The following is a 22,996-nucleotide window of genomic DNA, read 5'->3' as shown; positions in this document are numbered from 1 at the left end:
GCTTCTTCGTCACTTTTCAAGCGCACGCATCAACGGCGACGCACGACGCCCGCATAGATCGTATTCATGTTACAGCTTGGTTAAGGCCCTTTGCCGCGCGCGCCGCACGGTGCAGTCTGGCGCCGGGAGGGGACCGATGATCGACAAGCTCGAGATGTTCATTGCGCTCGCGCGCGAGCGTCATTTCGGCCGTGCGGCCGAGGCCTGCGGGGTGACCCAGCCCACGCTTTCGGCCGCAATCAAGCAGTTGGAGGAACAGCTTGGGGTTCTTCTGGTCTGGCGCGGCTCGCGCTTCGGGGGGCTGACACCCGAGGGCGCACGGGTGCTGGAACGCGCCCGGGTGATCGTCGCCGACACGCGCGCCTTGCGCGAAGAGATGCGCACCGCCAAGCGCGGGCTCTCGGGCGATCTGCGGCTGGCGGCGGTACCGACCGCGCTGGCCGCGATCACCGCGCTGACCGGGCCTTTGACGTTGCGTCACCCGAATTTGCGAATCACCGTCTTCTCGCGAAACTCGGCGGCCATCGTCCAGATGCTGGACGATCTGCAGGTCGATGCGGGAATCACCTATCTCGAAAACGAGCCGCTCGGCCGGGTCGCCACCGTCCCGCTTTATGCCGAGCATTACAATCTGGTGATGCGCGCCGACCATCCGCTGGCCGGGCGCGAGGCAGTGCCCTGGGCCGAGGCCGCGTCCGAGCCTTTGTGCCTGCTAACCCCCGACATGCAGAACCGCCGGATCGTCGACCGCCACATGGCCGAAGCCGGCGCCGTGGCCCGGGCGCGGCTTGAATCGAATTCCCTGCTGGCGCTCATCGCCCATGTGCAGGCCTCGGGCTGGGTCACGATCCTGCCCTTACGCAGCGCCCAGCCGTTTCTGGGCACCGGATCGCTGGTCGCGGTGCCGCTGACCGAGCCCGTGGCCGAGCATGTCGTCGGGCTGATCGCGCCCCATCGCGAACCGATGACGCCGGTGCTCGATGCCCTGATGGAGGCCGCGCGCAAGGCGGCTTTTTAATAGAATATCTCTATCGCCCGACGAATCGCGGGCATTGATCCCCTTGGGGCCGAGTCGGCACACTATGGCATGCAAAGGGAGGACTGCATGACCACCGACATCATCGCGCGATGCCGCGGCATCGCCGCGGCCCACGCGCATCTGGACGGCCCGCTGCTGCCCGTGCTGCATGCCGTGCAGGAAAGCTTCGGCCATGTGCCCGTCGCGGCCTATCCGGCGCTGGCCGAGGAACTGGGCCTGAGTGCGGCCGAGATCCATGGCGTGGTCAGCTTCTACCCCGATTTCCGAACCGAGCCCGGCGGCCGCCGGGTGCTGCGCGTCTGCCGGGCCGAGGCCTGTCAGGCGATGGGCGCGGCCGCGCTGGGCGAGGATCTGAAGGCGCGGCTTGGGGTCGAGTGGCACGGCACGACCGAAGATGGCGCGGTGACGCTGGAACCGGCCTATTGCCTGGGCCTCTGCGCCTGCGCGCCCGCGGCGCTGGTCGATGACCGTCCGCTGGGCCGGGTCACCGCCGACCGGCTGGAACGCCTCGCGCGGGAGGGATCGGCATGAGCCTCACGCTGTATCTGCCGCTCGATGCGGCCGCGCTGGCGCTGGGCGCCGACGAGGTCGCCGCTGCCCTGCAGGCCGAGGCCCGGGCGCGCGGGCTCGATCTGGTGCTGAGGCGCACCGGCACGCGCGGCATGGTCTGGCTGGAGCCGCTGCTGGAAATCGAGGAAGACGGCGTGCGCATGGGCTTCGGCCCGCTCGAGCCCGCCGATGTGCCGGCCCTGTTCGACAGCGCCTTCGAGGATCACCCCAAATCCGTCGGCCCGGTCGAACAGATCCCCTTCTTCGCCCGCCAGACGCGCCTCGCCTTCGCCCGCTGCGGCATTGTCGAACCTCTGGATCTTGACGCCTATCGCGCCCAAGGCGGGATGAAGGGGCTGGAACGGGCGATGACTATGACGCCCGAAGAGATCGTGGCCGAGATCACCGCCTCGGGCCTGCGCGGCCGAGGCGGCGCGGGCTTTCCGACCGGCATCAAGTGGAAGACGGTGCTGGAGGCCGAGGGCGCGCGCAAGGCCGTGGTCTGCAATGCCGACGAGGGCGACAGCGGCACCTTTGCCGACCGGATGCTGATCGAGGGCGATCCGTTCTGCCTGATCGAGGGCATGGCGATCTGCGCCCGCGCGGTCGGTGCCGACCGGGGCTATGTCTACATGCGCTCGGAATATCCGCAGGCCATCGCGATGCTCGATGCCTCGCTGCGCGTCGCGCGCGAGGTGGGCATTCTGGGCGATCACTTCGACATCGAGGACCGGGTCGGCGCCGGGTCCTATGTCTGCGGCGAGGAAACCGCGCTTCTGAACTCGATGGAAGGCAAGCGCGGCATCGTGCGCCCCAAGCCGCCCCTGCCCGCCCATAAGGGCTTCATGGGGCGGCCGACCGTCGTCAACAACCTGATCACGCTGGCCTCTGTCCCGGCGATCCTGTCGGAAGGGGCGGATCACTACCGCTCCTTCGGGCTGGGCCGGTCTCTTGGCACCGTACCGCTGCAGATCGCGGGCAATGTCAGATATGGCGGGCTTTTCGAGGCGGCCTTCGGCATGACCATCGGCGAACTCGTCGAGGGTGTGTGCGGCGGCACCGCTTCGGGCCGTCCGGTGAAGGCGGTGCAGATCGGCGGGCCGCTCGGCGCCTATTTCCCCCGGTCGCTTTTCGACACGCCGCTGGGCTATGAGGAATGCGACGCGGCGGGCGGGCTGATCGGTCATGCCGGGCTCGTGGTCTTCGACGATACGGTCGAGATGGGCGCGATGGCCCGCTTTGCCATGGAATTCTGCGCGGTCGAGAGCTGCGGCACCTGTACCCCCTGCCGGATCGGCGCGGTCCGGGGCATGGAGACCATCGACCGCATCCTCGCGGGCGATCCGGCCGCGCCTGCGATCCTGGCCGATCTGTGCGAAACCATGCGCTCGGGCTCGCTTTGTGCGCTGGGGGGCTTCACCCCCTATCCGGTCGAAAGCGCGCTGCGCCACTTCCCCGAGGATTTCGGCGGGGCGCGGGAGGCGGCGGAATGACCCGGCTTTTTGCATCGCAAGGGGCGCAACGCTCCGCCGCCCTGTCCCGAAGCGCCCAACCCTCTGGCCCGGGCGGCAAGCCCGGGCCGCGCCCGACCCTCCCCAAGGGAGGGCGCATTGCCACCTTTCAAGACGCGGAAGGCTTGGCAGCGGATTGCACCATGAATCGCGCCGCTCTTCTCTCAGGCGACGCCCTCCCAGGATCGGGCGCGTCCCTTTTCGCATCGCATGACCAATCCGCCAGCCCGGAGGCCAGCAGATGAAAGACTTCATCCTTCCCGATGCCGATTTCGGCACCCCCGCCCGCCGGTCCGACAAGACCGTCACCCTCACCATCGACGGCATGGACGTGACCGTGCCCGAGGGCACCTCGGTCATGCGCGCCGCCGCCATGGCCGGGATCGAGATCCCCAAGCTTTGCGCCACCGACAGCCTGGAACCCATCGGGTCCTGCCGGCTTTGCATGGTCGAGATCGAGGGTCGCCGCGGCACGCCTGCCTCCTGCACCACGCCCGCCGCGGACGGCATGGAGGTCCATACCCAGACGCCCAAGCTTGCGAAACTCCGGCGCGGGGTGATGGAGCTTTACATCTCGGACCACCCGCTTGACTGCCTGACCTGTGCGGCCAATGGCGATTGCCAGTTGCAGGACATGGCGGGTGCCGTGGGGCTGCGCGAGGTGCGCTATACCTCCGGCGCCAACCATTTCCAGACCCGGCAGAATGGCGAGGCGAACCCGCGCTTCGAGGCCAAGGATACCTCGAACCCCTATTTCACCTATGATCCGTCGAAATGCATCGCCTGCTTCCGCTGCGTGCGGGCCTGCGAAGAGGTGCAGGGCACCTTCGCGCTGACCGTCGAGGGGCGCGGCTTCGAGGCGCGGATCGCCTCGGGCACCAGTGATTTCCTGAATTCCGACTGCGTCAGCTGCGGCGCCTGCGTGCAGGCCTGCCCGACCGCGACGCTGCAGGAAAACGCGGTGATCGAGCACGGCACGCCCGACCGCGCCATCGTCACCACCTGCGCCTATTGCGGGGTCGGCTGTTCCTTCCGGGCCGAAATGAAGGGCGACCAGCTTGTCCGCATGGTGCCCTGGAAGGACGGCAAGGCCAATCGCGGCCACAGCTGCGTCAAGGGCCGCTTTGCCTTCGGCTATGCTGCCCATCCCGATCGCATCCGGAACCCGATGATCCGCGAGACCATCGACCAGCCCTGGCGCGAGGTCTCGTGGGACGAGGCGCTGGCCTTCACCGCGCAAAGGCTGCGCGCGATCCAGGCCGAAAGCGGCCCCGGCGCCATCGGCGGCATCACCTCGTCGCGCTGCACCAACGAGGAGACCTTCCTCGTGCAGAAGCTGATCCGGCAGGTCTTCGGCAACAACAATGTCGATACCTGCGCGCGGGTCTGCCATTCGCCCACGGGCTATGGGCTGAAGACCACCTTCGGCACCTCGGCGGGCACGCAGGATTTCGACAGCGTCGAGGCGGCCGATGTGGTGCTGGTGATCGGCGCCAACCCGACCGACGGGCATCCGGTCTTTGCCTCGCGGCTGAAGAAGCGGCTGCGGCAGGGTGCGAAGCTGATCGTCGCCGACCCGCGCCGGATCGACCTGGTCAAGGGCCCCCATGTGCAGGCCGCGCACCATCTGGCGCTGAGGCCGGGCACAAACGTGGCGCTGCTGACCGCCATGGCCCATGTCATCGTGACCGAGGGGCTGACCGACAGCGCCTTCGTCACTGAGCGTTGCGATGCCGAGGCCTTCGCCGACTGGGCCGCCTTCGTCTCGGAAGAGCATCTGAGCCCCGAAGCGACCGAGGCGCTGACGGGCGTCCCGGCCACCGAGGTCCGACAGGCGGCGAGGCTTTATGCCACGGGCGGCAATGCCGCGATCTATTACGGGCTGGGGGTGACCGAACACAGCCAGGGCTCGACCACCGTCATGGCGATCGCGAATCTTGCCATGGCGACGGGCAATATCGGGCGGCCGGGTGTCGGCGTGAACCCGCTGCGCGGCCAGAACAACGTGCAGGGGTCCTGCGACATGGGCAGCTTCCCGCACGAGCTGCCGGGTTATCGCCATGTCCATGACGCCGAGGCGCGCGGGGTGTTCGAGCGGCTCTGGAACGTGACGATCTCGGACGAGCCGGGTCTGCGCATCCCCAACATGCTGGACGCGGCCGTCGATGGCAGCTTCCGCGGGCTGTACGTGCAAGGCGAGGACATCCTGCAATCGGACCCCGACACCAAGCATGTGGCCGCCGGGCTCGCGGCGATGGATTGCGTGATCGTCCACGATCTCTTCCTGAACGAGACCGCGAATTACGCCCATGTCTTCCTGCCGGGATCGAGCTTTCTGGAAAAGGACGGCACCTTCACCAATGCCGAACGGCGGCTGAACCGGGTCCGCCGGGTGATGGCCCCGAAAACGGGGCTGGCCGACTGGGAGGTCACCATGGCGCTGGCCAATGCCATGGGCGCGGGCTGGGACTATGCCCACCCCTCCGAGATCATGGACGAGATCGCCGCCACCACCCCCAGCTTCGCGGGCGTGAGCTACGATCTGCTCGACCGCGAAGGCTCGGTGCAATGGCCCTGCAACGCGGCCGCCCCAACGGGCACGCCGGTCATGCACGAGGCGGGCTTCGTGCGCGGCAAGGGGCTGTTCGTCATTACCGATTATGTGCCGACCGACGAGCGCACCGGCCCGCGCTTCCCGCTTCTGCTGACGACGGGGCGCATTCTCAGCCAGTACAATGTGGGCGCCCAGACCCGGCGCACCGCCAATACCGCCTGGCATGGCGAGGACCGGCTGGAGATCCACCCCCATGACGCCGAGACCCGGGGCATCGCCGAGGGCGACTGGGTGCGGCTGGCCTCGCGCTCGGGCGAGACCTCGCTGAGGGCGACCCTGACCGACCGCGTCAGCCCGGGCGTCGTCTACACCACCTTCCACCACCCCGAGACACAGGCCAATGTGGTGACCTCGGACTATTCCGACTGGGCCACCAACTGCCCCGAATACAAGGTGACGGCGGTGCAGGTGGCGCTGTCGAACGGGCCCTCGGACTGGCAGGAGGATTACGCCGCCCATGCCCGAGCCGCCCGCCGCATCCTGCCCGCGGCGGAATAGGCCCCGATGCGGCCCTGGACAACATCGCAGGTGCAGAGCCTCGGCCCCGACGGGGCCGCGCCCGACATCCGGCGGCTGGCAGAGGAGGTGCCGGTCGCGCTGTGCTATGACGGCACCACCCATGCGGTGATGCTGGCCAGCCCCGCCGATCTTGACGATTTCGCGCTGGGCTTTTCGCTGACCGAAGGCATCGTCGCGCGCCCCGACCAAATCGCGCGGATCGAGCGCGCCGACCATGACGATGGGATCGAGCTGCGGATCTGGCTGGCGCCCGGGCTGGGCGCGCGGCTGGCCGGGCGGCGCCGCCGCATGGCGGGGCCGGTCGGTTGCGGGCTTTGCGGTGTCGAAAGCCTTGCCGAAGCGAGCCGTCCGCTGCCGGTGCTGCCGCCGGACGGGCTGTGCCTGACGCCGCCCGAGATCGACGGGGCGATGACCGCGCTGAGCCTCGGTCAGGAGTTGCACGGCGCGACGCGGGCGGCCCATGCGGCGGGGTTCTGGACCCGCGCCGAGGGGCTGGTCGCGCTGTGCGAGGATGTCGGGCGGCACAATGCGCTCGACAAGCTGGTGGGACGGCTGGCGCGGATGGGGCGCGACGCCTCGGGCGGCGCGATCCTGCTGACCTCGCGGGTCTCGATCGAGCTGGTGCAGAAGGCGGTTCTTGCCCGCGCACCGGCGCTGATCGCCGTCTCGGCGCCGACCGCCCGCGCCGTCGCCGCGGCAGACGCCGCGGGGCTGACGCTCATCGCCCGGGCGCGCGGTCCGAGTTTCGACATTCACACCCATGCCCGGCGGATCGCTGCGGAGGAGATGCCCCATGACCCCTGACAAGCTGGCCTATATGGCCAATCAGATCGCGACCGCCTTTGCCCGCCTGCCCGATGACGAGGCCGAGGCCGCCATCGCCGCCCATATCGACCAGTTCTGGGACCCGCGCATGCGGGCGCGGCTGCTGAGCCTGGCCGAAAGCCCGAATACCGGGCTTTCCGACCGGGCGCGTGGCGCGGCGGCGCTGATCCGGCGGCCCGAGACCGCCTGAGGGCTCCGTCCGGATCGGGCGGGCGCTAGCCCTGCCACTCGAACCTCAGCGGCAGGGTGAAGCTGTAGCGCGCGGCCGCGAGCCCCCGGGGCGCGGGCGGGAACCGGCCGGCGCGGCGCACCGCCGCCAGCGCGGCCTCGTCGAGGCGCGGGTCGCCCGCGCTTTGGACCAGGCGGGCCGAGACCAGCTGCCCGTCGCGCGCCAGCACCAGCTCGATCAGCGCCCGGCCGCTGGCCCGCGTGCCGCGCGGATAGCGGTGGCTGCGATCGACCCGCGCCAGAATCCGCGCGCCCCATTCGGCCTGCAGCGACGAGGCCCGGGCGGGCGTCAGCGTCGGCGCGCCGCCGGTCGCCCCCGCCCCGGCCTCGGCAGCCTCCGCCCGGCCCCGCGCCACCTGCGCCGCGCGCGCCTCCGAGGGCGGCGCGGGCCGGGCGGCCCTCGCCGGACGGGCTTCGGGCCTAAGCGTCGGCGCCGGGTCCGGCGCGCGCTGGGCCTCGGGTTTCGCAGAGGGCGCGGGCAGATCGGCCTCGGGGCGCGGCTCGGCAAGCTTCGGCAGGGCCACGCGCGGCGTCGCAGCGCCGAGCAGCTCGGCGCGCGGCACGCTTTCGGGCTCTGGCTCTGGCGCAGGCAGGCCGGCAAGGTCGGCTTCGGGCGCCGGGGCCTCGGTCCAGTCCTCGGCAAGCCTGGCATAGGACGCAGGCGCCGCCGCCAGCGTCACCAGCGCGTCGCCCCCCGGGCCACCTGCGGCCCCGGCAACGCCCCCCTGCGGCGGCCGCGCCAGCGCGAAGGCCCCGACATGAAGCGCCAGCGCCAGCGGCACGAAGGCCAGAAGCTCGCCCGCCCGTGTCATCGCGGCACCGTCACCAGCCGCAGCGGGCCGCGCCCCTCGGCCGTCAGCCGCGCGGCAATACGTGCCAGCGCCACCGCCTCGACCCCGGCATCGGCCCGGATCACCAGCGGCGCGGCACCCTCGGGACGGGCGGCGAGCGCCGCGAAGACCGCCTCGCCCCGCAGATCGCCGAAGGCCAGATCGCCCGCGGCCGACAGGTGCAACATGTCGCCCGTGGCGGGCTCGGCCGCGTCCGCCTGCGGCGGCGCGGTCTCGAAGGGCGCGGGCGGCACCAGCCGCGCGCTCATCAGAAAGAAGATCAGCAAAAGGAAGACGACATTGATCATCGGCACGATGCTTTCGCCCTGCCTGCGCTGCCGGTCGTCCGCGCCGAAGTCGAACATCGCCCTACTCCACCAGCATGAGCCCCGCGACCCCGGCCCGGCCGAGCGCGTCCATCGCATCGACCAGCGCCTGCAGATCGGCCCCATCCCGGGCGCGCAGCAGGACCGGATCGCCGGGCGCGGGCGTGATCCGCGCCAGTTCGGCCGCGATCGCGTCGGGCGCCATCGCCTGCCCGTTCAGCGAGAGCCCGTCGGGGCGCACCTCGATCAGCCTTGGCGGCCCCTGCCAGTCGCCCGCCCCCCCGCCTTGTGCCGCGACGATCCCGATCCCCGCCTCGGGGCCGAAGCGGGCGGAGATCATGAAGAAGACAAGCAGCAGGAAGACCAAGTCGATCATCGGCGTGAGGCTCGGGCGGCGTGGCGGCCGGGGCGTGTCGAAGCTGAACATCAGCCCGCCTCCGCCGCAAGGAACAGCCGGGTCGCGAGGTCTTCCATGTCGGCGCGGGCGCTGTCGGCCACGGATTCGAACCAGCTGAGCGAGACCGCCGCCGGGATTGCCACCGCCATGCCGGCGGCCGTGGTCAGAAGCGCCTCCCAGATGCCGCCCGCCAGATCGGCCGGGTCGGCCGCCGAGCCCGCCGCTTGCAGCGCCTGGAACGCATCGATCATGCCCAGAACCGTGCCGAGAAGACCCAGAAGCGGCGCGATCACCGCGATCAGTTCCAGTGCCCGAAGCCCCGCGCGCGCCTCGACCAGCAGGCGCCGGGCGACGCGGGTGGTTTCCTCGCGCGCCTTCGCCTCGGGCAGGCCCAGCGCCAGCGCCCCAATGGCCGCGCGGACCAGCCGGGCGCGCAGTCCGACCCGGCCCGCAACCGCCTCGGCCGCCGCCTCGCGCGCGCCCTCCTGCCAGAGCCGCACCGCGCGTTCGGCCCGGGCGCCCGCAAAGGCGCCCATCCGCGCGAGGCCCCAGAGCTTCCAGAGGATCAGGCTGAGCGTGGCGACCGACAGGCCCGCGATGGCCCACATCGCCGCGCCGCCGGTGTGAAGGAAGGACAGGATCGGGTCGATCATGCGGCAGGCTCCTCGGCCGGGCGTGAATTGGGGGTCATCGCACCACCTCGAGCGGCTGGAAGACCGGGCCGTCGGGGGTCTCGGCCAGATAGGCGCGCAGCCCGAAGACCTCGGCCAGATTGGCCTCGCTCAGCACCGCGCGGGGCGGGCCGTCGGCCACCAGACGGCCGCGATGCATCAGCAGAAGCCGGGTGCAGAACCGGACCGCCAGCCCCAGATCGTGGAGCGAGACCATCACCAGGCGGCCTTCGGCGGCGAGGCGCGCGAACAGCGCCATGGTTGTGAACTGATGCGCCGGGTCGAGCCCGGCAATGGGTTCGTCGGCCATCAGCACGGGCGCCTCCTGCGCCAGCGCCCGGGCGATCAGCACCCGCGCCTGTTCGCCGCCTGACAGCTCGGTCGCGCGGCGCGTAGCGAACCCGGCCAGCTCGAGCCGCGCCATCGCGGCATCGACGGCTGCGCGGTCGGCGGGTCCGGGACGCTGGCCCGGCCCCAGATGCGGCGTGCGGCCAAGCCCGACCAGGGTCTCGACGCTGACCGGCCAGGCGATTTCGCGCGTTTGCGGCAGCCAGGCGGCGGCGCGGGCACGCTCGGGCGCGGGCAGGCGCGCGAGGCTCGATGTGCCCTTGTGCGGCAGAAGGCCGAGGGCTGCGCGCATCAAGGTGGTCTTGCCCGCGCCATTGGGACCGACAAGGCCCACGCAGTCGCCCGGCGACAGCCGTGCGGTGACATCATCGACCACAGGGCAGGCGCCGCGCCGGACGGTCAGATGCGAAAGCTCAAGCCCGGTCATGCGCCCGCCTCCGCCCGGGTGCGGTAGATCAGCCGGATGAACAGCGGCGCGCCGATCAGTGCTGTGACGACGCCCAGCTTGAGGTCGCGGTCGGGCAGCACCAGACGCACGCCGATATCGGCGGCCAGCAGAAGGGCCGCGCCACCCAGCGCCGAGGCCGCCAGCAGCCGCCCGGGCCGGGCGCCCACCAGCGGGCGCAGCAGATGCGGCACGATCAGACCGACAAAGCCGATGGCGCCCGCGACCGCCACCCCCGCGCCCACCGAGGCCGCGACACCCAGGACCAGCGCGAGGCGCAGCCGCCCGAGCCGGATGCCCAGCGCCGCCGCCGCATCCTCGCCCAGCGTCAGGGCATCGAGCCCGCGGCCGAGACCGGCCAGCATCAACCAGCCCAGAAGAGTCAGCGGCAGCGCCAGCCAGACATGGGTGAAGGAGCGATCAGCGAGCGAGCCCATCAGCCAGAACACGATATCGGCCGTGGCGTAAGGATTGGGCGAGAGGTTCAGCACCAGTTGCGTCAGCGCGCCCGCCAGCGCCGAAAGGGCGATGCCCGCGAGGATCAGCGTGAAGGCCCCGCCGCGGGGTCCGGCCAGCAGCAGCAGCAGCGAGACGGCGATCAGCGCGCCGGTCAGCGCCGAAGCGGGCAGCGCCAGCACATGCGCCGAGGCAAGCCCCGTTTGCAGTGCCAGCACCGCACCCAGCGCGGCGCTCGACGAGACGCCGATCAGGCCGGGCTCGGCCAGCGGGTTGCGCATGTAGCCCTGCAGCGCCGCGCCCGAGAGCCCGAGGCTCGCGCCCACCAGCACGGCCAGGATCGCGCGGGGCAGGCGGATCTCGCGCATGACCAGCACCGCCGCCTCGCCGCGCCCGGCCAGAAGCGCCGAGAGGCTGTCGCCGACCGACAGTCCCGCCGGGCCGATCAGCAGCGACAGCCCGAAAAGCGCCGCCACCAGCAGCGCAAGCGCCCAGAAGAGCCCCTGCCCCCTCATGCGCGCGCTCCGTCTCGGTCGGCCGGTCTTGTCTCCGGATCGTTCATCGCCCTGCCTTCCCTGCCCTTGCGGGCGGTCCGGGGCGCGGCGGGATCGGGCCAGCCCCCCGGACGGTGATCTGTCTCACCGCTGCGGGCTGGCCGCTCCGGGGCGCGCCCCGCGCCCGGAAAGGGTGATCGTCGCTTCGGCAGGTCTCCTGGCTTGCGGGTCGTCGCTTGGCTGGCCTTCCCGGGACAGGCCCAGTGGCGTCTGTCAGCCGCGCTCTCCGCCTACAGTTGCGGGGGCAGCCGCGGAGTTGCCCTTGCGGGGGCGCACCGCGTTCCCTTTTCTCCGGCCTTGCGGGCCGGAACCGAAGTCGCTCCTGCCTAGCCCATCGGCGCGCATTGTCAAAGCCCAATTGCGGGCGGCTCAGGGCTCTCCGGCCAGACCCTTGAGGATCGGGCAGTCGGGACGATGATCGCCCGCGCAGGCGGCCATCAGATCGGCAAGCGTCGCCCGCATCGCCTGCAGCTCCAGGATCTTGGCATCGATCTGCGCCAGATGGGTGCGGGCAATCTCTTTCACATCGGCGCTGGCCCGGGCCTTGTCGGTATAAAGCGCCAGAAGCGCCCGGCATTCCTCGATCGAGAAGCCGAGCGACCGCGCCCGGCCCAGAAAGGTCAGGTTGTGCAGGTCGGTTTCCGAGAAATGCCGGTAGCCATTGGCGCCCCGGGCAGGCCGGATCAGGCCGATCTCCTCGTAATAGCGGATGGTCTTGGCGGGCAGGCCCGTCGCCTTCGAGATGTCGCCGATATTCATGACCGGGCCTCCAGCGGCCCGAGCCCGCGCAGCCGAAGGGCGTTCGACAGCACGAAGAGGCTCGAACAGGCCATCGCGCCCGCCGCCAGCATCGGCGACAGCATGAGCCCGTTCAGCGGATAAAGCACCCCCGCCGCGACCGGGATCAGTGCGACGTTATAGGCGAAGGCCCAGAACAGGTTCTGGCGGATATTGGCCAGCGTCCGGCGGCTGACATGGAGCGCGTTGACGACGCCCTGCGGATCGCCCGACATCAGCACCACGTCGCCCGCCTCGATGGCGACATCGGTGCCGGTGCCGATGGCAAGCCCCACATCGGCCGCCGCCAGCGCGGGCGCGTCGTTGAGCCCGTCGCCGACGAAGGCAACCGGGCCCTCGGCGCGCAGCCCCTCCAGCGCCTCGACCTTGCCGCCGGGCAGAACGCCTGCCACCACATGGCCGATGCCAAGCTCGGCCGCGACGGCGCGCGCGGTCGGCTCGGTATCGCCGGTGATCAGCGCGGTCGCGACGCCCATCCGGTGGAGCCCGGCAATGGCCGCGCGCGCCGAGGGCTTGATCGGGTCGGCCAGCGCCAGCACCCCCGCCGCGCGCCCGTCGAGGGCCACAAAGACCGGGGTTGCGCCGTTTGCGGCCAGCGTCGCCGCCTCGGCCGCGAGGGGGCCAAGCGCGATGCCCTCGCGCGCCATCAGCCGTTCGGCGCCCACCAGGACATCACGGCCGCCGACCCGGCCCCTGACGCCGAAACCGGGCAACGCCTCGACCCCTTCGGCCTCGGGATGATCGGGGGCGGCGGCCAGGATGGCGCGGGCCAGCGGATGCTCCGAGCGGGCCTCGAGCGCGGCGGCAGCGGCCAGGACCTCGCCGCGATCGAAGCCCTCGGCCAGCCGCGCTTCGGTCAGTTCGGGGCGGCCCTCGGTCAGGGTGCCGGTCTTGTCGAAGGCGACCGTCGCGACGCCCGACAGGCTTTGCAACGCATCGCCCTTGCGGAAGAGAACCCCCATTTCGGCGGCGCGGCCCGTGCCCACCATCACCGAGGTCGGCGTGGCCAGCCCCATGGCGCAGGGACAGGCGACGATCAGCACCGAGACGCCCGCGACCAGTGCGAGGCCCAGCGCCGGGTCGGGCCCGACGATCAGCCAGACAGCCACGGTCAGCGCGGCGGCGGCCAGGACGGCGGGCACGAAGATGCCGGTGATCCGGTCGGCCAGCGCCTGCACCGGCAGCTTGGCGCCCTGCGCCGTCTCGACCATCGCCACGATCTGGGCCAGCGCGGTCTCGCGGCCGACCCGGGTGGCGCGGAACCTCAGCGCGGCGGCGCCATTTACGGTGCCGCCGGTGACCGCATCGCCGGGCGCCTTGTCGGCGGGCATCGGCTCGCCGGTCAGCATCGATTCGTCGACCGGCCCCTGCCCCTCGACGATCTCGCCATCGGTGGGGATGCGCTCGCCGGGGCGGACCTCGATCAGATCGCCGGGAGCAAGCAGCTCGACGGGCCGGTCCTCGAGACCCGTTTCAGTGACGACCCGGGCGCTGCGCGGTTGCAGCCCCATCAGATGCCGGATCGCCTCGCCGGTGCGGCCCCGGGCGCGGGCCTCGAGGGTGCGGCCGATCAGGATCAGGGTGACGATGACCGCCGCGGCCTCGAAATAGACATGGGCCGTTCCGGCGGGCAGCAGGCTGGGCGCGAAGGTCGCGAGCGTGGAATAGCCCCAGGCCGCGCCGGTGCCGAGCGCGACCAGCGCGTTCATGTCGGGCGCGCCCTTCAGCAGGAGCGGCACGCCCTTCAGGAAGAAGGACCGGCCCGGACCGGCGAGGATCGCGGTGGTCAGCAGGAACGAAACGACGCGCAGCCCGGTTTCCGAGACGATCCCGGCCAGCGCCTCGCGGGCGCCGGGGATCACGTGACCGCCCATTTCCAGAAGCACCACGGGCAGCGCCAGCAGACCCGCGATCCAGGCCCTGCGAGCGAGCTTGCGGGCCTCGGCGGCCTGGGCCGCACCGGGTTCGGGCCGCGCCTCGGCGGTCAGCGGGGTCGCCGGATAGCCTGCCTCGGTCACCGCGCGGGACAGCGCACGGGCATCGGCCAGGCCCTCGGCCGCAGTCACGCGGGCCTGACCGGTCGCGAGGTTCATCGCCGCCGACAGAACCCCGGGCTGGGCCAGCAGCGTGCGCTCGATCCGGCCGGTGCAGGAGGCACAGGTCGCGCCCTCGACGTTGAGCGAGATGTCGGTCCGGGCGACGCCGAAGCCCGCCCCCTCGACCGCCCCGATCAGCGGCGCGGGCGGACCGGAATGCTCGACCTCGGCGGTGCCGGTCGCGAGGTTGACCCGGGCGGCCTCGACCTCGGGCAGCTCGGTCAGGGCGCGCTCGACCCGGCGCACGCAGCCCGCGCAATGCAGCCCTTCGAGCTTCAGCCTGGTGGTGGTGATCGCGGTCATGACAGCCTCCGTGCAGCGTCCGTCGGACGGGATGCCCCCTCAGATAGGGCCTCCAGTCGCTGGAAGGTCAAGGGCCCTGCCGCGCTTTGTCAGGGAAACCGACCGCCTGGGGGCTCGCGCGAATTTTCTGCGAAAATTCGGGGCCGGAGACCGGCCTATCGTGGCAGGAACGCGCCCTGGCGGCCCACGATATAGCCGTGGATGCGCCGGCCGGCCGCGCTGAGCGCGGTATCGCTGCGATGGACCAGGAACCACTGCCGCACCAGCGGCAGCGCGGGGGCATCCAGCTCGACCAGCCGCCCGGCGGCCAGTTCCTCGACCACCGTGTGACGCGAGATCAGCGCGATCCCGAGCCCCGCCATCACCGCCTGCTTGATGGTCTCGTTGCTTTCCAGCTCGATCACCCGTTGCGGACGCCCCTTGCCCAGCCGCTCGATGAACCGATCCATCAGGACGCGGGTTCCGGACTCCACCTCGCGCGCGAGGAAGGTTTCGGCCAGCACCCGTTCGGCCGCGATCCGCTCCTGCCCGGCCAGCGGGTGATCGGGCGGCGCGATCAGCACATGGGGATGCGGTCCCAGCACCGTCGCATGCACTTCGGGCACCCGGGGCGGCCGCCCCATGATCGCGATATCGACGCTTGCCGCCTGCAGCGCCGTCACCACCATTTCGCGCGAGCCCACCCGCAGGATCACGTCGATCTCGGCAAAGGCGCGGTGCAGCTCGGCCACCAGGCGCGGCGCGAAATACTTGGCGGTGGCGACGACGCCCAGCGTCACCATCCCCTCCATCCCGTCGTTAAGCGCGCGCACATGATCGACGCAGGCCTCGAGCGCGGTCTCGATCGCGCGCGCGCCCACCAGAACCGCCTCGCCCTGGCGCGTGAGTCGCGCCACGCCCTGGGGGCCGCGATCGACCAGGCGGGCGCCGAAATTCTCTTCGAGCTGGCGCAGCTGGGTATGGACGGCCGGCGTCGTCAGGTGGATCGACTCGGCCGCCGCCGTCAGGGTCCCGTGCTCGGCCACGGCGCGCAACGCCCTGAGTTGCTTGAAGGTTACCGCTTCGGGTCGGAGTGTCGACATGAGGTTTTCAAAAAAATCTAACACAGGTTCCGCGTTTTTAAATTCTCCACCATGCCGTCATCCTTTAGCAACCGGTATCGACAACGCGTCGCCAGATTCGGGAGAAATTTATGCAACGAGAGAATCCGATCCGGGATTTGCAGCATATCCCCGCCGCACTTCAGCCCATCCTGAACGCGCTCTGCGAGGTCGGCATCGACCTGTCGCGGGTGATCCAGCGCGGGCCGCTGGGCGGCGCGCTGGGGGCCGCGGTCGGCGAAAACCTGGGCGGCGACACCCAGAAGGCGCTGGACCTAATGGCCGACGACGCCTTCTGCGAGCGGCTGAAGACCGCCAATGTCCGCTTCTATGCCTCGGAAGAGCAGGACGTCGTGGCCGAGCTTGACCCCGCGGGCGCCTATGCCGTCGCCATCGACCCGCTCGACGGGTCCTCGAACATCGACGTCAACGTCTCGATCGGCACGATCTTCTCGATCTTCGAGGCGGCCGCGACCGGCGATGCCAGCGTGCTGCGCCCGGCCAGCGAACAGATCGGCGCGGGCTACATCATCTACGGGCCGCAGACGATGCTGGTCTGCACCTTCGGCAAGGGCACCCAGGAATACCTTCTGGACCCCGACAGCAAGCAGTTCGTGCTGGTGGCCGAGGCCGTGAAGGTGCCCGACACCTCGCGCGAATTCGCCATCAACGCCTCGAACTACCGCCACTGGTCGCGGCCGATCCGGGCCTATATCGACGATTGCCTCGCCGGCGAGGAAGGCCCGCGGGCCTCGAACTTCAACATGCGCTGGGTCGCCTCGCTGGTGGCCGAAACCCACCGGATCCTGACCCGGGGCGGCGTCTTCCTGTACCCCGGCGATGCCCGCAAGGGCTACGAGCGCGGCCGTCTGCGGATGGTCTATGAATGCGCGCCCATCGCCTTCGTGATCCAGCAGGCCGGCGGGCTCGCGACCGACGCGCAGGACCCGATCCTGGGCAAGACCGCCGAAAGCCTGCATGCCCGCACGCCGTTCGTCTTCGGCTCGACCGACAAGGTCAGCCGCATCGCCGCCTATCACGACCTGCCGGACGAAGAGGTCAATGCCCTGTTCGGCAATCGCGGCCTGTTCCGCGTCTGAGTTCCTGGAGGACAGTCATGAGCAAGAAGCATCCGATCATCTCCGTTACCGGCTCCTCCGGGGCAGGCACCTCGACGGTCAAGCACACCTTCGACCAGATCTTCCGCCGCGAGGGCGTGAACGCGGTCTCGATCGAGGGCGACGCCTTCCACCGCTTCAACCGCAAGGACATGAAGTCCGAGCTCGACCGCCAATACGCGGGCGGCAATGTCGGCTTCAGCCATTTCAGCTATGAGGCGAACGAGCTGAAGGAGCTGGAAAAGGTCTTCAGCCAGTATGCCGAGACCGGCACCGGCCGCACCCGCCACTATGTGCACGATGCCGACGAGGCCGAGAAATACGGCGTGCCTCCGGGCGAGTTCACCGACTGGGCGCCGTTCGAGGACGGGTCGGACCTGCTGTTCTACGAGGGCCTGCACGGCTCGGTCGTCAATGACGAGGTCAACATCGCCCAGCACGCCGATCTCAAGATCGGGGTGGTGCCGGTGATCAACCTCGAATGGATCCAGAAGATCCACCGCGACAAGGAAAAGCGCGGCTACACCACCGAGGCCATTACCGACGTGATCCTGCGCCGGATGTATGCCTATGTGCATTGCATCTGCCCGCAATTCACCCAGACCGACATCAACTTCCAGCGCGTGCCCGTGGTCGACACCTCGAACCCCTTCGTCGCCCGCTGGATCCCGACCCCCGACGAAAGCCTCGTCGTGATCCGGTTCCGCAACCCGCGCGGCATCGACTTTTCCTACCTGGTCTCGATGATCCACGGGTCCTGGATGAGCCGCGCCAACTCGATCGTGATCCCGGGCGGCAAGCTCGACCTCGCGATGCAGCTTATCCTGACGCCGATGATCAATCGCCTCGTCTCCGAATCGAAACGCGCCTGAGGAGGGTTCCGAATGAACGCGCCCACCAAGATCGACACCAGCGCCGAAGCGCTGATGGCCACCGCCATCCGGGTCCTGACCATGGATGCGGTGCAAGCCGCCAATTCGGGCCATCCGGGCATGCCGATGGGCATGGCCGATGTGGCCGCGGTGCTCTTCAACCGGTTCATGCAGATCGACCCGTCCTGTCCGAAATGGCCCGACCGCGACCGCTTTGTGCTGTCGGCGGGGCACGGGTCCATGCTGGTCTATTCGATCAACCACATGCTGGGCTATGCCGACATGGACATGGACCAGATCCGCAGCTTCCGGCAATGGGGCGCCCGCACGGCGGGCCATCCGGAATACGGCCATGCCGACGGGATCGAGACCACGACCGGCCCGCTGGGTCAGGGCATCACCACCGCGGTCGGCATGGCGCTGGCCGAACGGATGCATAATGCCCGCTTCGGCGACGATCTGGTCGATCACTACACCTATGTGATCGCGGGCGACGGCTGCCTGATGGAAGGCATCAGCCACGAGGCCATCGACATGGCCGGGCACTGGCAGCTGGGCCGGATGATCGTGCTGTGGGACGACAACAAGATCACCATCGACGGCTCGACCGAGCTGTCGACCTCGGTCGACCAGAAGGCGCGGTTCGCCGCCGCCGGCTGGCATGTGCAGGAGGTCGACGGCCATGACCGCGAGGCCATCGCCGCCGCCATCGAGGCCGCGCGCAAGGACCCGCGCCCGTCGCTGATCGACTGCAAGACGGTGATCGGTCAGGGCGCGCCCAACAAGGCGGGCAGCCACAAGGTTCATGGCGCGCCGCTGGGGGCCGAGGAAATCGCCGCGACCCGCACCGCGCTGGGCTGGGCCCACGAGGCTTTCACCCTGCCGAAGGACGTCTATGCCGCCTGGCAGGCGGTTGCCGCGCGCGGCCGTCAGGCTCGCGAGGGCTGGGAGGCGCGTCTGCTGTGCAACGAGCATGGCGGCGCCTTCGAGAAATCGCTGGCCAAGCCCGACAAGGCGGCCATGGCCGAGGCCATCGCGGCCTACAAGCAGAAGCTTTCGGCCGATGCGCCCAAGGTCGCGACCCGGAAAGCGTCGGAAATGGCGCTGGAGGTCGTGAACGCCACCCTGCCCAATTCCATCGGCGGCTCGGCCGACCTGACGGGCTCGAACCTGACGCTGACCAAGGGCATGGCGCCGGTCAGCAAGGACAATTACGGCGGCACCTACATCCATTACGGCATCCGCGAATTCGGCATGTCGGCGGCGATGAACGGGATCGCGCTGCACGGGGGCTTCTTCCCCTATGGCGGCACCTTCCTCGTCTTTGCCGACTATGCGCGGCCCGCGATCCGGCTGTCGGCGCTGATGGGGCTGCCGGTCGCCTATGTCATGACCCATGACTCGATCGGTCTGGGCGAGGATGGCCCGACCCACCAGCCGGTGGAACATCTGGCGAGCCTGCGCGCCATGCCCAACCTCAACGTCTTCCGGCCCGCCGATGTGGTCGAGACCGCCGAGGCCTGGGAAATCGCCGCGACCTCGGACAAGACCCCGAGCCTGCTGGCGCTGTCGCGCCAGAACCTGCCCTGCCTGCGGACCGAGCACCGGACCGAGAACCTGACCGCCAAGGGCGCCTATGTGCTGCGCGAGCCCGAGGGCGGACGCGACGTGACGCTGATCGCCACCGGCTCGGAAGTCGAGATCGCGATGAATGCGGCCGACGAGCTGGCGCGTCAGGACGTCAAGGCGGCCGTTGTCTCTGCCCCCTGTTTCGAGCTATTCGCAGCGCAGGACGAGGCCTACCGGGCTTCCGTCCTCGGCGACGCGCCCCGGGTCGGGGTCGAGGCCGCCGTGGAACAGGGCTGGGCGCCGCTTCTGGGCGCCAGATCCGCCTTCGTGGGCATGACCGGCTTCGGCGCCTCGGCGCCGGCAGACGACCTTTACAAACACTTCGGCATCACCGCCGAAGCCGTGGCCGCCGCCGCGAAGAAACTGATCAGATAAGACAAGAAGGGTGGAAGATGACAGTTAAGGTAGCAATCAACGGCTTCGGCCGGATCGGGCGCAACGTGCTGCGGGCGATCGTTGAATCGGGACGCACCGATATCGAGGTCGTCGCGATCAACGATCTGGGTCCGGTCGAGACCAACGCCCACCTGATGCGCTACGACAGCGTTCACGGCCGCTTCCCCGGCACCGTGACCGTGAGCGGCGACACCATCGACGTGGGCCGCGGCCCGATCAAGGTGACCGCGATCCGCGACCCCAAGGAGCTGCCCTGGGGCGATGTCGATGTGGCGCTGGAATGCACGGGCATCTTCACCGCCCGCGACAAGGCCGCGATCCATCTGGAAAACGGCTCGAAACGGGTGCTGATCTCGGCGCCGGGCGCCGGGGCCGACAAGACCATCGTCTATGGCGTCAACCATGACGTGCTGACCAAGGACGATCTGGTCGTCTCGAACGCCTCCTGCACGACGAACTGCCTGTCGCCGGTCGCCAAGGCCCTGAACGATGCCATCGGCATCACCCGCGGCTTCATGACCACGATCCACAGCTACACCGGCGACCAGCCGACGCTGGACACGATGCACAAGGATCTCTACCGCGCCCGCGCCGCGGCGATGTCGATGATCCCGACCTCGACCGGGGCCGCCAAGGCCGTGGGCCTCGTGCTGCCGGAACTGAACGGCAAGCTCGACGGCGTCGCGATCCGGGTGCCGACCCCGAACGTCTCGGTCGTCGATCTGGTCTTCGAGGCCTCGAAGGCGACCACCGTCGACGAGGTCAACGCGGCCATCCGGGCGGCGGCCGACGGTCCGATGAAGGGCATTCTCGGCTATACCGACGAGAAACTGGTCTCGTCGGACTTCAACCACGACCCGCATTCCTCGGTCTTCCACATGGACCAGACCAAGGTGATGGACGGCACCATGGTCCGCATCCTGACCTGGTATGACAACGAATGGGGCTTCTCCAACCGCATGGCGGATACCGCCGTGGCCATGGGGGCCCTGATCTGATGGCGCCGACGCCCCTGACATCGCTGGATGTTTCGGGCAGACGCCTGGCGGTCCGGGCGGATCTGAACGTTCCGCTCGGCCCCGACGGGGTGGGCGATGCCACGCGCATCGCCCGGTTCGCCAGGGGCATGAAACCGCTTCTGGCACAAGGCGCACGGCTGGTGGTTCTCAGCCATCTCGGCCGTCCCGAGGGCGAGTTGACCCCGGCCCTGTCGCTGGAACGGGTCAAGGGCGCACTGGCCAATGCGCTGGAGGCGCCTGTGCGCTTCATCGACACCTGCGCGGGCCCCATGGCCGAGCGCACCAGCCTCGCGCTGGCCCCGGGCGAGGTTCTGCTGTGCGAGAACCTGCGCTTCGAGCGCGGCGAGGAAGTGAACGACCCGCGGCTCGGGGCGGATCTGGCCCGGCTGGGCGACATCTATGTCAACGATGCCTTTTCCTGCTGTCACCGGCTGCATGCCTCGACCACGGCGGCGGTCGACGCCGCCGAGACGGTCGCCGCCGGACCGCTGCTGCTGGAAGAGCTGGCCCAGCTCGACCGGGCGCTCGATACCCCGCTCTCGCCCTCGGTGGCGCTGGTCGGCGGGCGCTCGATGGCCGAACGGCTGGGGCTTCTGAAACGGCTGGTGGCCAAGATCGACACCGTCCTGCTGGGCGGCGGGCTGGCCAATACCTTCCTGTTCGCGCGCGGCTACAGCATCGGCAAGTCGTTCTGCGAACCCGAACTGGCCGACGAGATCCTCGAGATCGCGGCGCTGGCCGAGGTCGCGGGCTGCAGGATCGTGATGCCCCGGGACTTCGTCGTCGACGGGCTGCAACATGCGGGCCAGCATGCCTATCCGGTGCCGCTGGGCGGCATCCGCCCGAACCGACGGGTCTACGATCTGGGCCCGAACACGGTCGAGCTGTATCGCGGCCTCCTTCGCACGGCCCGCACCATCGTCTGGAACGGGCCGATGGGCACCTACGAAACCCCGCCCTTCGACGGCGCGACCCGGGCACTGGCCGAAACCGTGGCCGAACAGACCCGGGCCGGGCTGTGCGTGTCGGTCGCGGGCGGCGGGGACACGCTGGTCGCGCTGAACCGCTCGGGCCTCGCCCATGATTTCACCTATGTCTCCACCGCCGGTGGAGCATTCCTCGAATGGCTGGAGGGGCGGCCGCTCCCCGGTCTCGAAGCCCTCGAACGCGCCGAGCGCGCAGACTGACGGAGATTAACGATGGCTCTTATCACCCTTCGCCAACTCCTGGACCACGCGGCCGAACACGGCTACGGCGTCCCGGCGTTCAACATCAACAACATGGAACAGGGCCTGTCGATCATGGAGGCCGCCAAGGCCTGCGACGCGCCGGTCATCATCCAGGCGAGCCGCGGCGCCCGCCAATATGCCAATGACATCATGCTGGCGAAGATGATCGAGGCGCTGTCGATGATCTATCCCGACATCCCGCTTTGCATGCATCAGGACCACGGCAACAACGAGGCGACCTGCCTGTCGGCCATCAAGCACGGCTTTACCTCGGTGATGATGGACGGCTCGCTGGAAGGCGACGGCAAGACGCCCGCGTCCTACGAGTATAACGTCGACATCACCAAGCGCGTGGCCGACATGGCGCATTGGGTCGGTGCCTCGGTCGAGGGCGAGCTGGGCGTTCTGGGCAGCCTGGAAACCGGCATGGGCGAGGCCGAGGACGGCCATGGCGCCGAAGGCGAACTGAGCCACGACCAGCTGCTGACCGACCCCGATCAAGCCGCCGATTTCGTCGCCAAGACCCGGGTCGATGCGCTGGCCATCGCCTGCGGCACCAGCCACGGCGCCTACAAGTTCACCCAGAAGCCCACCGGCGAGACCCTGGCGATGAGCGTGATCGAGAAGATCCACGCCAAGCTGCCCGACACGCACCTGGTGATGCACGGCTCGTCCTCGGTGCCGCAATACCTGCAGGACCTGATCAACGAGAATGGCGGCGCGATGCCCCAGACCTATGGCGTGCCGGTCGAAGAGATCGAGCGCGGCATCAAGATGGGCGTGCGCAAGGTCAATATCGACACCGACAACCGGATGGCGATGACCGGCACCTTCCGCCGCATCGCGCAGGAAAACCCGGCCGAATTCGACCCGCGGAAATTCCTCAAGCCCGCGATGGCCGAGATGACCAAGCTGTGCAAGGACCGCTTCGAGCGCTTCGGCACCGCCGGCAATGCCTCGCGGATCAAGCCGATCCCGATGGAGGACATGGCCAAGCGCTATGCCGATGGCAGCCTCGATCCGAAAACGAAGTAAATCTCTGGCGCCCGGCCCTCGCGGGGGCCGGGCCCGCTCCGGAAACGCGCGCAACGTAGAACGAAGACCACCGGAACCCGGGGACAAGA

21 protein-coding genes and 1 riboswitch are annotated in these 22,996 nt (G+C 69.7%); of the genes, 12 read left to right on the top strand and 9 right to left on the bottom strand.

What is annotated here, in order from left to right; all coding sequences use genetic code 11:
* Window positions 1-136: 136 nt before the first annotated feature.
* From BYZ73_RS09900 to BYZ73_RS09875, 6 genes are all read left to right on the top strand, one after another.
* A complete protein-coding gene (locus BYZ73_RS09900) occupies window positions 137-1,018 on the top strand; it encodes a LysR family transcriptional regulator (RefSeq protein WP_112315826.1) in 882 nt (293 codons plus the stop codon).
* 87 nt (window positions 1,019-1,105) lie between these two features.
* On the top strand, window positions 1,106-1,570 hold the full coding sequence (locus tag BYZ73_RS09895) for a formate dehydrogenase subunit gamma (protein WP_075786442.1): 465 nt from the start codon (window positions 1,106-1,108) through the stop codon (window positions 1,568-1,570).
* A complete protein-coding gene (locus BYZ73_RS09890; RefSeq protein WP_112315825.1) occupies window positions 1,567-3,081 on the top strand; it encodes an NADH-ubiquinone oxidoreductase-F iron-sulfur binding region domain-containing protein in 1,515 nt (504 codons plus the stop codon). The genes BYZ73_RS09895 and BYZ73_RS09890 overlap by 4 nt, the downstream gene beginning before the upstream one ends.
* A gap of 259 nt (window positions 3,082-3,340) precedes the next feature.
* Window positions 3,341-6,211 carry a formate dehydrogenase subunit alpha gene (fdhF, locus tag BYZ73_RS09885; protein WP_112315824.1) on the top strand — a complete coding sequence of 957 codons (2,871 nt, stop codon included), beginning with the start codon at window positions 3,341-3,343 and terminating at the stop codon, window positions 6,209-6,211.
* A 6-nt stretch (window positions 6,212-6,217) separates the two neighbouring features.
* Complete coding sequence (gene fdhD, locus BYZ73_RS09880; protein WP_112315823.1) at window positions 6,218-7,036, top strand: formate dehydrogenase accessory sulfurtransferase FdhD; 819 nt, start codon at window positions 6,218-6,220, stop codon at window positions 7,034-7,036.
* Window positions 7,026-7,247 carry a formate dehydrogenase subunit delta gene (locus BYZ73_RS09875; RefSeq protein WP_108027703.1) on the top strand — a complete coding sequence of 74 codons (222 nt, stop codon included), beginning with the start codon at window positions 7,026-7,028 and terminating at the stop codon, window positions 7,245-7,247. Before fdhD ends, BYZ73_RS09875 begins: the two co-directional genes overlap by 11 nt.
* 25 nt (window positions 7,248-7,272) lie before the next feature.
* Here BYZ73_RS09875 and BYZ73_RS09870 read toward each other — a convergent pair whose 3' ends face one another.
* From BYZ73_RS09870 to BYZ73_RS09830, 9 genes are all read right to left on the bottom strand, one after another.
* On the bottom strand, window positions 7,273-8,097 hold the full coding sequence (locus tag BYZ73_RS09870; protein WP_112315822.1) for an energy transducer TonB family protein: 825 nt from the start codon (window positions 8,095-8,097) through the stop codon (window positions 7,273-7,275).
* Entirely contained in the window at window positions 8,094-8,480 is a 387-nt protein-coding gene (locus BYZ73_RS09865; protein ID WP_112315821.1) for an ExbD/TolR family protein, read from the bottom strand. The genes BYZ73_RS09870 and BYZ73_RS09865 overlap by 4 nt, the downstream gene beginning before the upstream one ends.
* 4 nt (window positions 8,481-8,484) lie before the next feature.
* Window positions 8,485-8,868 carry an ExbD/TolR family protein gene (locus BYZ73_RS09860; RefSeq protein ID WP_112315820.1) on the bottom strand — a complete coding sequence of 128 codons (384 nt, stop codon included), beginning with the start codon at window positions 8,866-8,868 and terminating at the stop codon, window positions 8,485-8,487.
* A complete protein-coding gene (locus tag BYZ73_RS09855; RefSeq protein WP_108027707.1) occupies window positions 8,868-9,491 on the bottom strand; it encodes a MotA/TolQ/ExbB proton channel family protein in 624 nt (207 codons plus the stop codon). Before BYZ73_RS09855 ends, BYZ73_RS09860 begins: the two co-directional genes overlap by 1 nt.
* Window positions 9,492-9,525: 34 nt before the next feature.
* Window positions 9,526-10,284: an ABC transporter ATP-binding protein gene (locus BYZ73_RS09850; RefSeq protein ID WP_112315819.1), complete on the bottom strand. Its 759-nt coding sequence runs from the start codon at window positions 10,282-10,284 to the stop codon at window positions 9,526-9,528.
* Window positions 10,281-11,273 carry a FecCD family ABC transporter permease gene (locus tag BYZ73_RS09845; protein WP_112315818.1) on the bottom strand — a complete coding sequence of 331 codons (993 nt, stop codon included), beginning with the start codon at window positions 11,271-11,273 and terminating at the stop codon, window positions 10,281-10,283. Before BYZ73_RS09845 ends, BYZ73_RS09850 begins: the two co-directional genes overlap by 4 nt.
* A gap of 169 nt (window positions 11,274-11,442) precedes the next feature.
* Window positions 11,443-11,642: riboswitch (cobalamin riboswitch) on the bottom strand.
* A 39-nt stretch (window positions 11,643-11,681) separates the two neighbouring features.
* Window positions 11,682-12,071 (bottom strand): Cu(I)-responsive transcriptional regulator, encoded by a 390-nt coding sequence (cueR, locus tag BYZ73_RS09840; protein WP_112315817.1) that lies wholly within the window; start codon window positions 12,069-12,071, stop codon window positions 11,682-11,684.
* The gene (locus BYZ73_RS09835; RefSeq protein WP_112315816.1) at window positions 12,068-14,509 is read right to left on the bottom strand and encodes a heavy metal translocating P-type ATPase; all 2,442 of its coding nucleotides are present in this window, start codon (window positions 14,507-14,509) and stop codon (window positions 12,068-12,070) included. The genes cueR and BYZ73_RS09835 overlap by 4 nt, the downstream gene beginning before the upstream one ends.
* Before the next feature lie 155 nt (window positions 14,510-14,664).
* Window positions 14,665-15,591 carry a LysR family transcriptional regulator gene (locus tag BYZ73_RS09830; RefSeq protein WP_112315815.1) on the bottom strand — a complete coding sequence of 309 codons (927 nt, stop codon included), beginning with the start codon at window positions 15,589-15,591 and terminating at the stop codon, window positions 14,665-14,667.
* A gap of 110 nt (window positions 15,592-15,701) precedes the next feature.
* Between BYZ73_RS09830 and BYZ73_RS09825 the strand changes: the two genes are divergently transcribed.
* The 6 genes from BYZ73_RS09825 to fba are packed head-to-tail and all read left to right on the top strand — an operon-like array spanning window position 15,702 to window position 22,907.
* Complete coding sequence (locus tag BYZ73_RS09825; RefSeq protein ID WP_108027713.1) at window positions 15,702-16,709, top strand: class 1 fructose-bisphosphatase; 1,008 nt, start codon at window positions 15,702-15,704, stop codon at window positions 16,707-16,709.
* Window positions 16,710-16,726: 17 nt separating this feature from the next.
* On the top strand, window positions 16,727-17,599 hold the full coding sequence (locus BYZ73_RS09820) for a phosphoribulokinase (RefSeq protein WP_108027714.1): 873 nt from the start codon (window positions 16,727-16,729) through the stop codon (window positions 17,597-17,599).
* Window positions 17,600-17,611: 12 nt separating this feature from the next.
* Entirely contained in the window at window positions 17,612-19,603 is a 1,992-nt protein-coding gene (gene tkt / locus BYZ73_RS09815; RefSeq protein WP_112315814.1) for a transketolase, read from the top strand.
* 17 nt (window positions 19,604-19,620) lie between these two features.
* Window positions 19,621-20,622, top strand: a complete 1,002-nt coding sequence (gene gap, locus BYZ73_RS09810; protein WP_075786459.1) for a type I glyceraldehyde-3-phosphate dehydrogenase — start codon at window positions 19,621-19,623, stop codon at window positions 20,620-20,622.
* Window positions 20,622-21,830: a phosphoglycerate kinase gene (locus BYZ73_RS09805; protein ID WP_112315813.1), complete on the top strand. Its 1,209-nt coding sequence runs from the start codon at window positions 20,622-20,624 to the stop codon at window positions 21,828-21,830. Before gap ends, BYZ73_RS09805 begins: the two co-directional genes overlap by 1 nt.
* A gap of 12 nt (window positions 21,831-21,842) precedes the next feature.
* Entirely contained in the window at window positions 21,843-22,907 is a 1,065-nt protein-coding gene (gene fba, locus BYZ73_RS09800; RefSeq protein WP_108027717.1) for a class II fructose-bisphosphate aldolase, read from the top strand.
* Window positions 22,908-22,996 lie beyond the last annotated feature (89 nt).

It is taken from the genome of Rhodovulum viride (assembly GCF_003265965.1).
GTDB lineage: Bacteria > Pseudomonadota > Alphaproteobacteria > Rhodobacterales > Rhodobacteraceae > Rhodovulum > Rhodovulum kholense.
This window is presented reverse-complemented; position numbering and strand designations above follow the sequence as displayed.

Bases quoted from the DNA above. Each gene is read 5' to 3' on its own strand.
- BYZ73_RS09900 (WP_112315826.1), top strand. From the start codon at position 137: ATGATCGACAAGCTCGAGATGTTCATTGCGCTCGCGCGCGAGCGTCAT.
- BYZ73_RS09895 (WP_075786442.1), top strand. From the start codon at position 1,106: ATGACCACCGACATCATCGCGCGATGCCGCGGCATCGCCGCGGCCCAC.
- BYZ73_RS09890 (WP_112315825.1), top strand. From the start codon at position 1,567: ATGAGCCTCACGCTGTATCTGCCGCTCGATGCGGCCGCGCTGGCGCTG.
- fdhF (WP_112315824.1), top strand. From the start codon at position 3,341: ATGAAAGACTTCATCCTTCCCGATGCCGATTTCGGCACCCCCGCCCGC.
- fdhD (WP_112315823.1), top strand. From the start codon at position 6,218: ATGCGGCCCTGGACAACATCGCAGGTGCAGAGCCTCGGCCCCGACGGG.
- BYZ73_RS09875 (WP_108027703.1), top strand. From the start codon at position 7,026: ATGACCCCTGACAAGCTGGCCTATATGGCCAATCAGATCGCGACCGCC.
- BYZ73_RS09870 (WP_112315822.1), bottom strand. From the start codon at position 8,097: ATGACACGGGCGGGCGAGCTTCTGGCCTTCGTGCCGCTGGCGCTGGCG.
- BYZ73_RS09865 (WP_112315821.1), bottom strand. From the start codon at position 8,480: ATGTTCGACTTCGGCGCGGACGACCGGCAGCGCAGGCAGGGCGAAAGC.
- BYZ73_RS09860 (WP_112315820.1), bottom strand. From the start codon at position 8,868: ATGTTCAGCTTCGACACGCCCCGGCCGCCACGCCGCCCGAGCCTCACG.
- BYZ73_RS09855 (WP_108027707.1), bottom strand. From the start codon at position 9,491: ATGATCGACCCGATCCTGTCCTTCCTTCACACCGGCGGCGCGGCGATG.
- BYZ73_RS09850 (WP_112315819.1), bottom strand. From the start codon at position 10,284: ATGACCGGGCTTGAGCTTTCGCATCTGACCGTCCGGCGCGGCGCCTGC.
- BYZ73_RS09845 (WP_112315818.1), bottom strand. From the start codon at position 11,273: ATGAGGGGGCAGGGGCTCTTCTGGGCGCTTGCGCTGCTGGTGGCGGCG.
- cueR (WP_112315817.1), bottom strand. From the start codon at position 12,071: ATGAATATCGGCGACATCTCGAAGGCGACGGGCCTGCCCGCCAAGACC.
- BYZ73_RS09835 (WP_112315816.1), bottom strand. From the start codon at position 14,509: ATGACCGCGATCACCACCACCAGGCTGAAGCTCGAAGGGCTGCATTGC.
- BYZ73_RS09830 (WP_112315815.1), bottom strand. From the start codon at position 15,591: ATGTCGACACTCCGACCCGAAGCGGTAACCTTCAAGCAACTCAGGGCG.
- BYZ73_RS09825 (WP_108027713.1), top strand. From the start codon at position 15,702: ATGCAACGAGAGAATCCGATCCGGGATTTGCAGCATATCCCCGCCGCA.
- BYZ73_RS09820 (WP_108027714.1), top strand. From the start codon at position 16,727: ATGAGCAAGAAGCATCCGATCATCTCCGTTACCGGCTCCTCCGGGGCA.
- tkt (WP_112315814.1), top strand. From the start codon at position 17,612: ATGAACGCGCCCACCAAGATCGACACCAGCGCCGAAGCGCTGATGGCC.
- gap (WP_075786459.1), top strand. From the start codon at position 19,621: ATGACAGTTAAGGTAGCAATCAACGGCTTCGGCCGGATCGGGCGCAAC.
- BYZ73_RS09805 (WP_112315813.1), top strand. From the start codon at position 20,622: ATGGCGCCGACGCCCCTGACATCGCTGGATGTTTCGGGCAGACGCCTG.
- fba (WP_108027717.1), top strand. From the start codon at position 21,843: ATGGCTCTTATCACCCTTCGCCAACTCCTGGACCACGCGGCCGAACAC.